Origin of the sequence: Streptomyces apricus, assembly GCF_008369065.1 — a bacterium.
Taxonomy (GTDB): domain Bacteria; phylum Actinomycetota; class Actinomycetes; order Streptomycetales; family Streptomycetaceae; genus Streptomyces; species Streptomyces apricus.
Map to the genome: position 1 here is coordinate 135,894 of NZ_VDFC01000047.1, position 14,262 is coordinate 150,155.

11 protein-coding genes are annotated in these 14,262 nt (G+C 72.7%); 4 read left to right on the forward strand and 7 right to left on the reverse strand.

Annotated features, from left to right (window positions below):
* Positions 1–481 precede the first annotated feature (481 nt).
* The 3 genes from FGF04_RS27055 to FGF04_RS27065 all read left to right on the forward strand — a co-directional run bounded on the left by FGF04_RS27055 (position 482) and on the right by FGF04_RS27065 (position 4,131).
* On the forward strand, positions 482–2,206 hold the full coding sequence (locus FGF04_RS27055) for a glycoside hydrolase family 6 protein (protein WP_149513967.1): 1,725 nt from the start codon (positions 482–484) through the stop codon (positions 2,204–2,206).
* Positions 2,207–2,402: 196 nt separating this feature from the next.
* A complete protein-coding gene (locus FGF04_RS27060) occupies positions 2,403–3,314 on the forward strand; it encodes a class I SAM-dependent methyltransferase (RefSeq protein ID WP_149513968.1) in 912 nt (303 codons plus the stop codon).
* A 115-nt stretch (positions 3,315–3,429) separates the two neighbouring features.
* Positions 3,430–4,131 (forward strand): SDR family oxidoreductase, encoded by a 702-nt coding sequence (locus tag FGF04_RS27065; RefSeq protein WP_149513969.1) that lies wholly within the window; start codon positions 3,430–3,432, stop codon positions 4,129–4,131.
* 16 nt (positions 4,132–4,147) lie between these two features.
* Here FGF04_RS27065 and FGF04_RS27070 read toward each other — a convergent pair whose 3' ends face one another.
* The 4 genes from FGF04_RS27070 to FGF04_RS27085 form a co-directional block, all read right to left on the reverse strand.
* A complete protein-coding gene (locus FGF04_RS27070) occupies positions 4,148–4,840 on the reverse strand; it encodes a glycoside hydrolase family 75 protein (protein WP_149513970.1) in 693 nt (230 codons plus the stop codon).
* Positions 4,841–4,991: 151 nt separating this feature from the next.
* The gene (locus FGF04_RS27075; protein WP_149514383.1) at positions 4,992–5,780 is read right to left on the reverse strand and encodes an aldo/keto reductase; all 789 of its coding nucleotides are present in this window, start codon (positions 5,778–5,780) and stop codon (positions 4,992–4,994) included.
* A 253-nt stretch (positions 5,781–6,033) separates the two neighbouring features.
* Entirely contained in the window at positions 6,034–7,860 is a 1,827-nt protein-coding gene (locus FGF04_RS27080; RefSeq protein WP_149513971.1) for an AMP-dependent synthetase/ligase, read from the reverse strand.
* 130 nt (positions 7,861–7,990) lie between these two features.
* On the reverse strand, positions 7,991–8,857 hold the full coding sequence (locus FGF04_RS27085; protein WP_149513972.1) for a LysR substrate-binding domain-containing protein: 867 nt from the start codon (positions 8,855–8,857) through the stop codon (positions 7,991–7,993).
* Positions 8,858–8,998: 141 nt separating this feature from the next.
* On the opposite strand from FGF04_RS27085, the gene FGF04_RS27090 reads away from it, so the two are divergent.
* Positions 8,999–10,045 carry a bile acid:sodium symporter family protein gene (locus tag FGF04_RS27090; protein WP_149513973.1) on the forward strand — a complete coding sequence of 349 codons (1,047 nt, stop codon included), beginning with the start codon at positions 8,999–9,001 and terminating at the stop codon, positions 10,043–10,045.
* On the opposite strand, the gene FGF04_RS27095 is transcribed toward FGF04_RS27090, so the two are convergent.
* From FGF04_RS27095 to fdhD, 3 genes are all read right to left on the reverse strand, one after another.
* A complete protein-coding gene (locus FGF04_RS27095; protein WP_149513974.1) occupies positions 9,984–11,210 on the reverse strand; it encodes a DUF4185 domain-containing protein in 1,227 nt (408 codons plus the stop codon). The two genes, FGF04_RS27090 and FGF04_RS27095, sit on opposite strands and share 62 nt — an antisense overlap.
* Positions 11,211–11,220: 10 nt before the next feature.
* Positions 11,221–13,176, reverse strand: a complete 1,956-nt coding sequence (locus tag FGF04_RS27100) for an exo-alpha-sialidase (RefSeq protein ID WP_149513975.1) — start codon at positions 13,174–13,176, stop codon at positions 11,221–11,223.
* 215 nt (positions 13,177–13,391) lie between these two features.
* Positions 13,392–14,255 (reverse strand): formate dehydrogenase accessory sulfurtransferase FdhD, encoded by an 864-nt coding sequence (gene fdhD / locus FGF04_RS27105; RefSeq protein ID WP_149513976.1) that lies wholly within the window; start codon positions 14,253–14,255, stop codon positions 13,392–13,394.
* Between the last annotated feature and the right edge of the window lie 7 nt (positions 14,256–14,262).

The window sequence follows — 14,262 nt, forward strand, 5'->3', positions numbered from 1 at the left end:
TTCCTCTTCCTTGCGCCTCGGAGACGGGGGGAGGAGCGACAAGCCTTGAACCAGTGGGAGCGCTCCCATATTGAAGAAGGGGGTGCAAGGGGTCAAGGTGCTTGAAGAGTCGAAATGATTCGATAGATCAAGAGTGCACCCCCTCTGTCGCTCCGCTTCACTTGGCGCTACCTTCATCCGCACAGTGGGAGCGGTTCCACCAGTCGACGCGTCCGTCACGGCGCGACCGGACTGCGAGGAGTCCGCTCAGGCGACACCCCCGCGCACGCCTTCCCGAGGGTCGGCGGCGCCGCACTCCTGCACCGGCCGTGTCATGACGTGCCTCGGCATGCGCACCTTCCTGCCCGGGCCGGACCCGGAACACCTGGGACAGCACCACCTCCGGACCGGCCCCGAGCTCCCCCGCGACGGCACCTCCACGTCGTTCGGCACCGGGCCGCGCGTACCCCCGCGCGCCCCCGACGGATAGGACACCGTGCACATGAGCCGTACCAGAACTGCACTCCTCGCCGCCCTGGCGCTGGTCGCCGGGACGGCGGGCGCCGCCGCCGCGGCGCCGCCCCCGGACGCCGGCGCGGTCGCCGCCGTCCCCTGCACCGTGGAGTACAAGGTGCAGAACCAGTGGGACACCGGCTTCACCACCGCGGTGACGGTCACCAACAACAGCGCGACCAAGTCGAGTTGGTCCGTGAAGTGGTCGTACGCCGGCAACCAGAAGGTCACCAGCGGCTGGAACGCGAAGCTCAGCCAGAGCGGGACCGCCGTCACCGCCGCCAACGAGAACTACAACGGCTCGCTGGGGACCGGTGCCTCGGTGAGCTTCGGCTTCAACGGCACCTACAGCGGCACCAACGCGCTGCCCACCTCCTTCACCCTCGACGGGGTGGCCTGCAACGTCGACGACGGAGGCACGGACCCCACCGACCCCACGGACCCGACCGATCCGGGAACGGGCAGCAGGGTGGACAACCCGTACGCCGGCGCCAAGGTGTACGTGAACCCGGAGTGGAAGGCGAACGCCGCCGCCGAACCCGGCGGCAGCCGGATCGCCAACCAGCCCACCGGCGTGTGGCTCGACCGGACCGCCGCGATCAACGGCGTGAACGGCGGCATGGGCCTGCGCGCCCACCTGGACGCGGCGCTGGCGCAGAAGGGCTCGGACGAACTGGTCGTCCAGCTGGTCATCTACAACCTGCCCGGCCGTGACTGCTCCGCCCTGGCCTCCAACGGCGAACTCGGCCCGACGGAGATCGACAAGTACAAGACCCAGTACATCGACCCGATCGCGGCGATCCTCAAGGACACCAAGTACGCGGGTCTGCGCATCGTGACCACCGTCGAGATCGACTCGCTGCCCAACCTCGTCACCAACGTCTCGCCGCGGGCGACCGCCACCCCCAACTGCGACACCATGAAGGCGAACGGCAACTACATCAAGGGCGTCGGCTACGCGCTCAACAAGCTCGGCGACGCGCCCAACGTCTACAACTACGTGGACGCCGGACACCACGGCTGGCTCGGCTGGGACGACAACCTGGCGCCGTCCGCCGCGCTCTTCAAGGAGGCCGCCTCCGCCGAGGGGGCGACCCTCGCGGACGTGCACGGCTTCATCGTGAACACCGCCAACTACAGCGCCACGAAGGAGAACCACTTCACGATCAACGACACCGTGAACGGGGCCTCGGTCCGCACGTCGAAGTGGATCGACTGGAACCGCTACGTCGACGAGCAGTCCTACGCGCAGGCCATGCGCACCCACCTGGTCTCCATCGGCTTCCCCTCCGGCATCGGCATGCTGATCGACACCTCCCGCAACGGATGGGGCGGCACGGCGCGGCCCACCGCCGCCGGGCCGACGACCACCGTGGACACCTACGTCGACGGCGGGCGCTACGACCGCCGCATCCACCTCGGCAACTGGTGCAACCAGTCCGGAGCGGGCCTCGGCGAGCGGCCGCAGGCGGCACCGGCGACCGGGATCGACGCGTACGTGTGGATGAAGCCGCCGGGGGAGTCGGACGGGTCGAGCAGTGCCATCCCCAACGACGAGGGCAAGGGCTTCGACCGGATGTGCGACCCCACGTACACCGGCAACCCGCGGAACAACAACAACATGTCCGGCGCGCTGCCGAACGCGCCCTTGTCCGGGAAATGGTTCTCGGCGCAGTTCCAGGAGCTCATGAAGAACGCGTATCCGGCTCTGTGACCTTCGCTTTTCGCGCGGTCACCTGAAAGATCAAAAGATTGCGCAGTTCCCCGCGCCCCTAGGGGGGCGCAGGGTGCGCGGTTCCCTGCGCCTCCGGACAGGAGGCGTGGGGAACCGTTGCCATTTTGGCAAGGTGGGTGGCTGTTTCCGGGATGTGTGTTGCAGGGTGGGCGTATCCGAACGAGAGGCCGCCGCCATGGGACACGAGCACCGGCACGACCACGGTCACAGCCATGACCACGCCCCCACCCACTCCCACGACCACACGCACGTCGACTTCGCCGGCATGCTCCCCCTGCTGGAGCAGGAGGCCGAGCTGTTCACCCCGCTCTACGCGCAGGCGGCGGGATGGCTGAGGGAGCTGCGGCCCGATCCCGAACTGGTCGTGGACGCGGGCAGCGGCCCCGGTGTCATCTCCTGCCTGCTCGCCGACACGTTCCCGGCGGCCCGGGTCGTCGCCGTGGACGGGGCCGGGCCCCTCCTGGAGGCGGCCCGCGCCCGGGCCGCCCGCCACGGGATCGCCGACCGCTTCGGCACGCTGGAGGCCGAGCTGGGCGACGGGCTCGGCGACCTGGAGTACCCGGCCGACCTGCTGTGGGCCAGCCGGTCCCTGCACCACGTCGGTGACCAGCGGGGCGCCCTCGCCGGCTTCGCCGAGCGGCTCGCGCCGGGCGGGGTCCTCGCCCTGCTGGAGGGCGGCCTGCCCGCGCGCTACCTCCCGCGGGTCATCGGCATCGGCCGCCCGGGCCTGCAGGCCAGGCTGGACGCGGTCCAGGAGGAGTGGTTCGCCCGGATGCGGGCCGAGCTGCCCGGCGCCGTCGACGAGGAGGTCGAGGACTGGCCGGCCCTGCTGACCTCGGCCGGCCTGCGCCACGCCGGCACCCGCACGTTCCTGCTCGACCTCCCGGCCCCCCTGTCCGACGAGGGGCGGGCGTTCGTCGCCACCCAGCTGCGGCACCGCCGGGACGGACTCGCGTCCTCGCTCGACGCCGACGACCTCGCCACCCTCGACCGGCTCCTCGACCCGGACGACAAGGCGGGCGTGCTGCACCGCCCGGACCTCTTCCTGCTGACCGCGCTGACGGCGCACGTCGGAGTGAAGCCGTAAGTCCCTTACGTACCAACCCTGTTGACATCGAGTGCGCTCCAAGTGATGGACTCCGGGCACTTCGGCCACCCGCGGTCCGTCCGCGGGGGCACCCGACTGTCCACAGGGGGACCACATGAGCGACGCACCGGTCGCACTCATCACCGGCGGCGGCAGCGGCATCGGGGCGGCGGTGGCCCGGCGCCTGCTCGACGCCGGGCACCGGGTGACGGTGACCGGCCGCGGGGAGGAGCGGCTGCGCGGGTTCGCCGAGCAACTGGGCCGTCCCGAAGGGCTGCTGACCATTGCTGGGGACGCGGCCGACCACGAGCACGTGCGGGCCGCGGTCGACAGGACGGTGGAGTGGTTCGGGCGGCTCGACACCGTCGTCGCCAACGCCGGCTACGCCACGCACGACACCGTCGCCGAGGGCGATCCGGCCGGCTGGCGCGACATGGTGCTCACCAACGTGCTCGGGCCCGCGCTCCTCGTCCGCGCGTCGATCGACCGGCTGAAGGAGACCCGGGGCCGGATCGTGCTCGTCGGCAGCGTCGCCGGGCACGTCCACACCCCCGGCAACATCTACGGGGCGACCAAGTGGGCCGTCACCGGACTGGCCGAGAACACCCGCCGCCAGGTCACCGAGTACGGCGTGGGCGTCACCCTCATCTCGCCCGGCCGCACCGAGACCCCGTTCTGGGACACCTACGGCAGCCTGCCGCCCGGCCACCTGCTCACCGCGGACCAGATCGCGGAGTCGGTGGTCTGGGCGATCCGGCAGCCGGCCGGGCTCGACGTCAACACCGTGGTCGTACGACCGGTCGGGCAGCCGGTCTGAGCGGCCGTACGGGCGTTCAGCCGCCGCGCAGGAACCGCCGCGCCGACTCCTCGCCGAGGGCCTGCGCGGCAGCCCTGCTCTCGATCGGGGTGACCCGGGAACCGGTGAAGACGAGGTAGGTGACGCCCGATGAGGCTCCGCCCTTCACCGGGTCCGGGTCGATGCCCAGGGCCCGGGCGGTGGCGTACGAGGCCTCGCCGATGAGGTCGGCGGGGCCGGTGTCCCCGACCACCGCGTACCGCAGCCTGCCCTCGTACATCACCGCGGCCACGCTGCCGCCCCGGACGCCCGAGTCCGCGTATCTCCACAGGCGGCCGGGGGAGGGGACGACGACGTAGGGGAGCTTCTCCGAGTTCAGCGGCCTGCCGTCGGACTGCGGGAAGGCGGTGCCGGCCTGGAACCACGGGTCGGAGCGGCGGTTGCACCGGGCGGTGACCTGGCCGTCGCAGTCGACGTCCAGGTTGGCCTTCCAGAAGACCGCGCCCTTCCTTCCGCACACGGGGACGGTGGCCCGCTTCCCGGCGTCGGTGCGGTAGCGGCCCTTCGAGACCTGCGCGCACCCGGTCAGCTCGGCCAGCAGGGCCGCGGCGGTGACCGCGGGGCCCCGCTGCTCCTGCGGGACCTGCCCGGGAGCGGCGCCCGCCGGGAGCGCCGGGGCGAGCAGGGCGGCGCCGGCGACCGCGGCGAGGATCGGGGTCCGCATGTGCATACGAGGCTCCTCCGGTGGGTTCGTCCCGGTATGCCTGCCACCGGACGCGCTCATGACGCACACATGTGCCGGATCGGCCGAACGCGACGGAGCCGCCGCCCGCATCCGTGCGGGCGGCGGCTCCGTCGTGCCGTACTGCGGGCGGCCGCGGTCAGTCGTTGACCGTCGCCGGGTCGGAGCCCAGGCGGCGGTCCTCGTTCAGGGCGCTGATCGCGGCGATGTCCTCGTCGTCCAGCGTGAAGCCGAAGACGTCGATGTTCTCCTTGATCCGGGACGGGGTCACGGACTTGGGGATCACCACGTTGCCCAGCTGGATGTGCCAGCGCAGGACGACCTGGGCCGGGGTGCGGCCGTGCTTCTGGGCGATGGCCACGAGCGCCGGGACCTCCAGCAGGCCCTTGCCCTGACCCAGCGGGGACCAGGCCTCGGTGGCGATGCCCTGCTGCGCGTGGTACTCGCGCAGCGCGGCCTGCTGCAGGTGCGGGTGCAGCTCGATCTGGTTGACGGCCGGGACGACGGACGTCGCGTCGATCAGCCTGTCCAGGTACTCCTGGTGGAAGTTGGAGACGCCGATGGCCTTGGCGCGGCCGTCCGAGTAGATCTTCTCGAAGGCCTTGTACGTGTCGATGTACCTGTCCCGGTCCGGCATCGGCCAGTGGATGAGGTACAGGTCGACGTAGTCCAGGCCCAGCTTCTCCAGGGACTCGTCGAAGGCGCGCAGCGTGGAGTCGTGGCCCTGCTCCGAGTTCCAGAGCTTGGTGGTGACGAAGAGCTCCTCGCGGGCGATGCCGGAGGAGGCGAGGCCCCTGCCGGTGCCCTCCTCGTTGCCGTAGACCGCGGCGGTGTCGATGCTGCGGTACCCGGCCTCCAGCGCGGTGGCGACGGCCCGCTCCGCCTCGTCGTCCGGCACCTGCCAGACACCGAAGCCCAGCTGGGGCATCTCGACGCCGTTGTTCAGGATGATCGAGGGGACCTTGCTCACGAGCGGTTGATCCTTAGGTCGTCGGGTGTGTCACGGATGACTCCATCGTCGACGATCACCGGCCGGCGTGCATTCCGGTTGCGTGTGTTCGTCGGACGAAAGGGAGATCGGCCGGAAAGTACCCCTTCTGACAGGTCTGAACCACTGGACGCGGACCCGGCCCGGCTCCTGCGCCGGACCCGGCATGGCTCCTGCGCCGCACCCGGTCCGGCTACGCGCGGTACAGCGCCGCGACCTCCGCCGCGTACGCGTTCTCGATCGCCTTGCGCTTGAGCTTCAGGGACGGCGTCAGCAGGCCGTGCTCCTCGGTGAACTGGTGGGCCAGTATCCGGAACGTGCGGATCGACTCGGCCTGGGAGACCAGGGTGTTCGCGGCCACCACGGCCCGGCGCACCTCGGTCTCCAGGTCGGGGTCCCGCACCAGCTCCGCCGGGCCGGGCACCGCCTTGCCCCGCATCTGCAGCCAGTGCTCGACGGCCTCCCCGTCCAGGGTGACCAGCGCCGCGATGTACGGCCGGTCGTTGCCGACGACGATGCACTGCGCGACCAGCGGATGGTCGCGCACCCGCTCCTCCAGGACCCCCGGCGAGACGCTCTTGCCGCCGGAGGTCACCAGGATCTCCTTCTTGCGCCCGGTGATGGTGAGGTAGCCGTCCTCGTCCAGCGCGCCCAGGTCGCCGGTGGCGAGCCAGCCGTCGTGCAGGGCCGCGTCGGTGGCCTTGGTGTCGTTGAGGTAGCCCTGGAAGACGTTGTCGCCGCGCAGCCAGATCTCGCCGTCGTCCGCGATGTGCACCGTCGTGCCGGGGATGGGCTGGCCCACGGTCCCGTAGCGGGTGCGCCCGGGCGGGTTGGCGGTCGCGGCGGCCGTGGACTCGGTGAGCCCGTACCCCTCGTAGATCTGCACGCCCGCGCCCGCGAAGAACAGGCCGAGGCGCCGGTCCATCGCCGAGCCGCCGGACATCGCGTGCCGCACCCGCCCGCCCATCGCGTCCCGGATCCTGGAGTAGACGAGCTTGTCGAAGAGCTGGTGCTGCATGCGCAGTGCGGTCGAGGGGCCGGGGCCGGTGCCCCACGCCTTAGCCTCCACCGCGTCCGCGTAGCGCACCGCGACCTCGACGGCCTTCTCGAACGGGCCGCCCCTGCCCTCCTTCTCGGCCTTGCGGCGGGCCGCGTTGAAGACCTTCTCGAAGATGTACGGCACGGCCAGGAAGAACGTCGGCCGGAACGCGGCCAGGTCGGGCAGCAGGGCGGCCGCGTTGAGCTGCGGCTGATGGCCGAACTTGACCTTGCCGCGGACCGCGGCGACCTGGACCATCCGCCCGAAGACGTGCGCGAGCGGCAGGAACAGCAGGGTGGCCGCCTCGTCGCCGCGCCGGGAGTGGAAGAGCGGCTCCCAGCGCCCGATCGCCGTGTCCGTCTCGAACATGAAGTTGGCGTGCGACAGGACGCAGCCCTTGGGGCGGCCGGTGGTGCCGGAGGTGTAGATGACCGTCGCCGTCGACTCCGGGGTGACCGCGCGCCGGTGCCGGTGCACCACCTCGTCGTCCAGGTGCCCGCCCGCCTCGTACAGCTCCTGCACGGCGCCCGCGTCGAGCTGCCACAGCTTGCGCATCGCCGGCAGCCGGTCGATGACGGTGGCCACGGTCATCGCGTGGTCCTCGTGCTCCACCATCGCCGCCGACACCTGCGCGTCGTGCAGCATCCAGAAGACCTGCTCGGCCGACGAGGTCGGGTAGAGGGGCACGACCTGCGCGCCGACGGACCACAGGGCGTAGTCGAAGAGGGTCCACTCGTAGCGCGTGCGGGACATGATCGCGACGCGGTCGCCGAACCGGACGCCGTGGGCGAGCAGCCCCTTCGCAAGTGCGAGGACCTCGTCGCGGAACTCGGCGGCCGTCACGTCCCGCCAGGTGCCCGACTCGTCCTTGCGGCCCAGCGCGATGCGCAGGGGGTCCTCCTGGGCATGCTCGAACACGGCGTCTGCCAGGCCGCCCACCGGCGGTGCCGACGCCAGGGGAGGGTTGGTGAACTCGCTCAATCCCGCTCCTCGTGTGCTCAGCGGCGCCGTGAAAGCTACCTCACCCGAAGCTGTCCTTACTCTTACGTAAGTTCCGGTTCCGCAATCTCCACGGAATCTGTACGGCCCGCGCACGCTGCGCGGGGCCGCCTCAGCGGGTGCGGTGCAGCCGGTCGCCGGACGACAGGATCGAGGCCGCCAGCGCGTCGGCGGCGCCCCGCGCCGCCGTGTGGCGCCTGCCGTGGAGCAGCACGAACTCCACCTCGCCCAGCTCCGGCAGGCCCGCCCGGTCGGGTACGCGCACGAGCCCCGGCGGGATCAGGCCGCGCGAGTGGGCCATCACGCCGAGCCCCGCCCGGGCCGCCGCGATCAGGCCGTTGAGGCTGCCGCTGGTGCAGGCGATGCGCCAGGACCGGCCCTGGCGCTCCAGCGCCTCCAGGGCCAGGGCCCGCGAGATGCCCGGCGGCGGGTAGACGATCAGCGGCACCGGCCGGTCGGGGTCGAGCCGCAGGCGCTCCGCGCCGATCCACACCATCCGGTCGTGCCGCACCGGCTCGCCGCGCGGGTCCCCGGGGCGGCGCTTGGCCAGCACCAGGTCGAGCCGCCCGTCGGCCAGGTGCTCGTGCAGGGTGCCCGACAGCTCGACCGTCAGCTCCAGGTCGACCTCCGGGTGGTCGTGGCGGAACCCCTCCAGGACCTCGCTGAGCCGTGTCAGGACGAAGTCCTCCGAGGCGCCGAACCGCAGCCGGCCGCGCAGCCGCGTCCCGCGGAAGAACGCCGCGGCCTGCTCGTGCGCCTCCAGGATCCGGCGCGCGAAGCCGAGCATCGCCTCGCCGTCCTCGGTCAGCTCCACGGAGTGGGTGTCCCGCGTGAACAGCTGCCGGCCCGCGGCGGCCTCCAGGCGGCGCACGTGCTGGCTGACCGTGGACTGGCGCAGCCCGAGTCGCCGGGCGGCCTGCGTGAAGCTCAGCGTTTGGGCGACGGCCAGGAAGGTACGCAGCTGCGAGGGGTCGTACACGGGCCCGAGGCTACCCGGTCATCGTGCTCCGTGATGGCAGTCAGAACGGTGTACCGGATTCCCGATCAAGGGCCGGAGGAGGACGATGGAGAGGGCACGTACCGTCCGGAGAACACCGGCAAGACCCCGCAACGGAGCACCGTGAAACGCCTCAAGTGGCCGTCCTGGCTGCCGATCGACCCGTACATCCTGCTCCTGCTCGGGACGGTGGGCCTCGCCGCCCTCCTGCCGGCCCGGGGCACCGGCGCCGAGGTCGCCTCCGGCGCCTCCACCGCAGCGATCGCCTTTCTCTTCTTCCTCTACGGGGCGCGGCTGTCCACCCGCGAGGCGATGGACGGCGTACGCCACTGGCGCCTGCACCTCACCGTGCTGGCCTGCACCTTCCTGGTGTTCCCGCTGCTCGGCCTGGCCGCCCGCGGGCTCGAACCGGTCTTCTTCGACCACTCCCTCTACACCGGGCTGCTCTTCCTCACCCTGGTGCCCTCGACCGTCCAGTCCTCGATCGCCTTCACCTCCATGGCCCGCGGCAACGTGCCCGCCGCGATCTGCGCGGGCTCCTTCTCCTCCCTGGTGGGCATCGTGCTCACCCCGCTGCTGGCCGCCGCGCTCCTCGGCGGCAGCGGGGGCGGCTTCTCCGCGGACTCCCTCGTCGAGATCGTGCTCCAGCTCCTGGTGCCGTTCCTGGCCGGACAGCTGCTGCGCCGCTGGATCGGGGGCTTCGTCGCGCGGCACAAGAAGGTGCTGGGGCTCGTGGACCGCGGCTCGATCCTGCTGGTCGTCTACACCGCCTTCAGCGAGGGCATGGTGCACGGCGTCTGGCAGCGGGTCAGCCCGCTGCGCCTGGGCGCCCTGCTCGCGGTGGAGGCCGTCCTGCTCGCCGTCATGCTGGCCCTGACCTGGTACGGCTCCAAGGCGCTCGGCTTCGGCCGGGAGGACCGCATCGCCATCCAGTTCGCCGGCTCGAAGAAGTCCCTGGCGTCCGGGCTGCCCATGGCGAGCGTACTGTTCGGCGCGCAGGCCTCGCTGGCCGTGCTGCCGCTCATGCTCTTCCACCAGATGCAGCTCATGGTCTGCGCGGTCATCGCCAAGCGCCGCGCCCGCGACCCCGGGGCGCGGGAGCCGTCGCTCACCCCGGACCCAGCCGGAGCGTCACGAATCTCGGTCGGTACAGGGAGACGTTCCGGCTGAGGTGCGCCTGCGCGGTCACCCCGCCGTCCGCGTCCAGCCAGTTGACGTCGTAGCTCAGCACGAGCCGGCCGTCCCCGAGCGCCGGATGGGCCTGCGGGTTGTACGCCGCCACCCCTGCCCCCCGCTCCGGCAGCGGCGCGCCGAAGCCCGTGCCGGGGCCGTGCCAGGGCCCGGTCGGGGAGCACGCCCAGTACGAGGTGACGGTCGTCAGCCCCTCGGCCCCGGCCGCCATCGTGAACAGGACGTACGTGCCCCGGTCCCGGACCACCGTGAACGCGCTGCCCGCCCCGCCGTCCCCCAGRACCGGCCGCATGTGGGAGGGGATGCTCCACCGCTCGCCGTCCCAGTACCGCCACGCCGACGGGTCCGCGAGCCGCCCGAGGGGCACGCGCGCCACGTACGCGTTCGACGCGGGCCGGGCGGCGGCCCGCGCGTCGTCGCCCCCGAAGACGTACGTCCAGTCCTCGTCGTGGGTCAGCGCGGTGGTGCCGAAGAGCACCCGCCGCGCCGGGTCCGCGACCCCCTGCTGGTCGAGGACGCGCGTGACGCCCTCCAGGCGCAGCCCGGGCAGCGACAGGGTGGCGACCTCGGTGGCGGTCGGCACCCCGTAGATCCAGGGGTACGCGCCCGCCGTGCGGGTCCACAGCACGACCCGCACGACCTGCTCGGACGAGCCGGGGGAGCGGGGCTCGACCCGGGCCGCCACCGGCCAGCGCCACTGCCCGGGCGCCGGGTCCGCGAAGAGCGGCGCGGGCAGCGTGCGCCGCAGCCGGCCGTCCTCCATGACCACGGCCGAGTTGCGCACCAGCGGGGCGGTCGTGTCCCGCCAGGCGTAGGACTCGCCCGCGGGGTTGGGCGGGCGGTGCACCTGGCCGAGGTAGGTGTCCGAGAAGAGCCACAGCACCCGCCCGTCCGGCAGCTCCACCGAGTGCGTACCGTCGCCGCCGGTCCAGTCGTCGGCCCGCGAGGCGTCGTCCCCGTACCGCGCGAACTCCTGCGTGACGTCCGGGTCCGCGGCCCAGGAGGCGACCGTGCGGGCCCGGCAGGCGTCCTGCCCGCCGTCGCCGTCCGGGACGGCGGTGAGCAGCACCGCACCGAGGACCAGGGCCAGGAGCAGACCGACCCCGGTCCCCGTGCGCTGTCGTGCTCGTGCGTCGTCGGGCACGCCCGGGACGTTAGTGGTTCAGGCGCACCCGGTCCATGGGCAGCCACAGGACGGTGTCCGGCGTCGCCGCGCCCGCCGCCCCGCGCAGTGCGGCCACCTCGTCGTCGTCCAGCGCCCGGTCGTGGACCCGGACGTCGTCGATCGCGCCGGTGAGGTGGGCGCGGCTGTCGAGCTTCTGGCCGACGTGCACCCCGAACGGGGAGTTGCGGCTCACCGACCCGGGTACGTCGGCCGCCGTGCCCGCCACGGCCCCGTCGACGAACAGCGTGAGCTGTCCCGCTCCCCGGCGCAGCGCCAGGTGGTGCCACTGCCCGTCGTTGTACGCGCCCGCCGTGCGCACGGACGCGGAGCGCGGGGCGCCGCCGCCCTCCCGGGCCGTGATCAGGCCCTGGAGCCGGCCGTTCGCGGGCTCGCCGCGCAGCCACACCTGCGGCTGCGTGGTGCCGACCCCGCCCATCCACAGCAGCGGCTGCTCACCCGCCGTCGCCGTGTACCGGAACCACAGCGACGCCGTGAAGTCCCCGCTGCCCAGCGGCAGTCCGGAGCGGTACGGCAGGCGGACGGCGTCGTCGGCGCCGTCGAACGCGAGGGCGCCGCCGTGCACGCCCGCCGTCTCCCGCGCGCCGCCGAGGACCTTGGCGCCGGGCGCGCCCGGGGCGAGGTCGGCGGTGGTCGGGTCCGGGCCGCGGCGCGGGGCGAGCGAGTCCTCGGTGAACCGCGCGAAGCGGATCTCGTCGCGCGCGTCCACCGCGCCGCCCTCGTACAGCAGGCCGGCCGCGCCGCCGCCGATGTCCACCAGGTCGGAGTAGCCGGACCAGTCGGTGGTGACCACCGTGCCGCGGTCGACGCTCTCCCAGGTGCGCCCGCCGTCGTAGGAGGAGCGGATCATCATCGTGCGGCGGCGGTCCGGGTCGGCCGGGCAGGCGAGCAGGAGCCGGTTGCCCAGGCGCAGTGTGGAGCCCTGCACCTGGGGCGTGTAGAGGTCGGGCAGGGCGCGGAACGGCGCGGCGAAGCTCTCGCCGCCGTCGGTGCTGAACGCCTGGCTGCGGTGGCCGAGGTCGGTGCCGTCCTGCTCGCGCCCGCTGACCAGGACCGTGCCGTCGGCGCGCTCGGTGACGGTCACCTCGGACGGCTTCTGACGGAACGTTCCGTCAGCCGCTATCGGGTAGGAGTCCGTCGCCCCGATCCGCCAGTGGTCCCCGCCGTCGTCGCTGACGACGAGCGCCGCGTGGTTGGCGCTGACCCGGGTGCCGTCCCAGGTCTCGGTGTTGACGCCGAACACGAGCCGGCCGGCGTGCTTGCCGCGGGTCAGCTGGATGCCGTGCACGGGCCCGGTCGCGTACCAGGAGTTCCAGTGCGCGGGCAGGATCTCGTTGCTCAGGTCGCGCGGTTCGGACCAGGTGCGGCCGTCGTCGTCGCTGTGCTGCAGGTGCGGGGTGCGGTCGCACGGGACGGCGCAGTTGCCGCCGTCGGTACGGCCCGTGTTCCACGTCTCGGCCAGCACGATCCGGCCCGTCCTGCGGTCCACGACCGGGGCGGGGTTGCCGTGGGTGTCCCCGGCGCCCTCGTTGATCACCTGGAGCGGGCCCCAGGTGCGGCCGCCGTCGGTGGAGCGCTTGAGCACGAGGTCTATGTCGCCGGCGTCGCTGCAGTCGTTCACCCGCCCCTCGGCGAACGCGAGCAGCGTGCCCTCGACCGTCCGCACGACCGCGGGGATCCGGAAGCAGGCGTACCCGGGGTCCTGGGAGGCCTTGAACAGCACCTGCTGTTCAAAGGGGGCGGCAGCGGCGGCCCGGCCGGGCGCGGGTGCCGACACGGGGACGGGCACCGGCCGGGCGTGGCCGGTGCCCGGCAGTGCGAGCAGTGCGGTGATGGTGAGGACCGCCGTCACCAGGGCCGGTAAGGCGGTCCTCCCGGGTCTGAACGGCAAAACGGCTCCGGGACCTGCGCGAAGACTCGACGACATGGTGCGACCTGCCCTTCATGCGTCCTGACATCTGGACATCCCACGTCCTATGTGCGCGTCACAGACGCTACTGGGCACCCAGGCACCTCACAAGAAGCGCGCACGGCCGCGCCGCGAGAACTTCGCCCGCGGCGGGGTCGAGGCGGGGCCCCTCCGGCGCAGGGGGCGCRCCCCGCCGGATCGGGGCCCCGCCGCCGTGCAGCGGGGAGGACCGGTCAGCCCTGGGCGGCCGCGGCCTGCAGGGCGACGCGGTGCTCGCCCGCGTACACGTTCATGGAGGTGCCCCGCAGGAAGCCGACCAGGGTCAGGTTCGACTCGGCGGCCAGGTCCACCGCCAGCGAGGACGGCGCCGAGACCGCGGCGAGCACCGGGATGCCGGCCATCACCGCCTTCTGCGCCAGCTCGAAGGAGGCGCGCCCCGACACGAGCAGCACCGTGCGGGAGAGGGGCAGCGAGCCGTTCTGCAGGGCGCGGCCGACCAGCTTGTCGACCGCGTTGTGCCGGCCCACGTCCTCGCGGACGTCGACGAGTTCGCCGTCCTCGGTGAACAGGGCCGCCGCGTGCAGGCCCCCGGTCCGGTCGAACACGCGCTGCGCCGCGCGCAGCCGGTCGGGGAGGCTCGCGAGCAGTTCGGGTCCGAGCCGGACCGGGGGAGCCGTGTCGCCGTGCGTGTCGTCGATCGTCCAGCGGGCCGTCGTGCGGACCGCGTCCAGGCTGGCCTTGCCGCACAGCCCGCAGGACGACGTCGTGTACACGTTGCGTTCGAGGGTGATGTCGGGGATGACGACGCCGGGCGAGGTCCGCACGTCGACGACGTTGTACGTGTTGCTGCCGTCCACCGTCGCGCCCGCGCAGTAGACGATGTTCTGCAGTTCGTCCGCCCGGCCCAGGACCCCCTCGCTGACCAGGAAGCCCGCCGCGAGCGCGAAGTCGTCGCCCGGGGTGCGCATCGTGATCGCCAGGGGTTTCCCGTTGAGCCGGATCTCCAGTGGTTCCTCGGCGACGAGCGTGTCCGGGCGGGCGGAGACCACCCCGTCCCGGATGCGGATCACCTTGCGTCGTTCCGTGACTCGTCCCATGTCCTGA

Coding starts and splice junctions, on each gene's coding strand:
- FGF04_RS27070 (WP_149513970.1), bottom strand. CDS start 4,840: ATGCACATGCGGACCCCGATCCTCGCCGCGGTCGCCGGCGCCGCCCTG.
- FGF04_RS27075 (WP_149514383.1), bottom strand. CDS start 5,780: ATGCCCCAGCTGGGCTTCGGTGTCTGGCAGGTGCCGGACGACGAGGCG.
- FGF04_RS27055 (WP_149513967.1), top strand. CDS start 482: ATGAGCCGTACCAGAACTGCACTCCTCGCCGCCCTGGCGCTGGTCGCC.
- FGF04_RS27100 (WP_149513975.1), bottom strand. CDS start 13,176: ATGTCGTCGAGTCTTCGCGCAGGTCCCGGAGCCGTTTTGCCGTTCAGA.
- FGF04_RS27060 (WP_149513968.1), top strand. CDS start 2,403: ATGGGACACGAGCACCGGCACGACCACGGTCACAGCCATGACCACGCC.
- FGF04_RS27065 (WP_149513969.1), top strand. CDS start 3,430: ATGAGCGACGCACCGGTCGCACTCATCACCGGCGGCGGCAGCGGCATC.
- fdhD (WP_149513976.1), bottom strand. CDS start 14,255: ATGGGACGAGTCACGGAACGACGCAAGGTGATCCGCATCCGGGACGGG.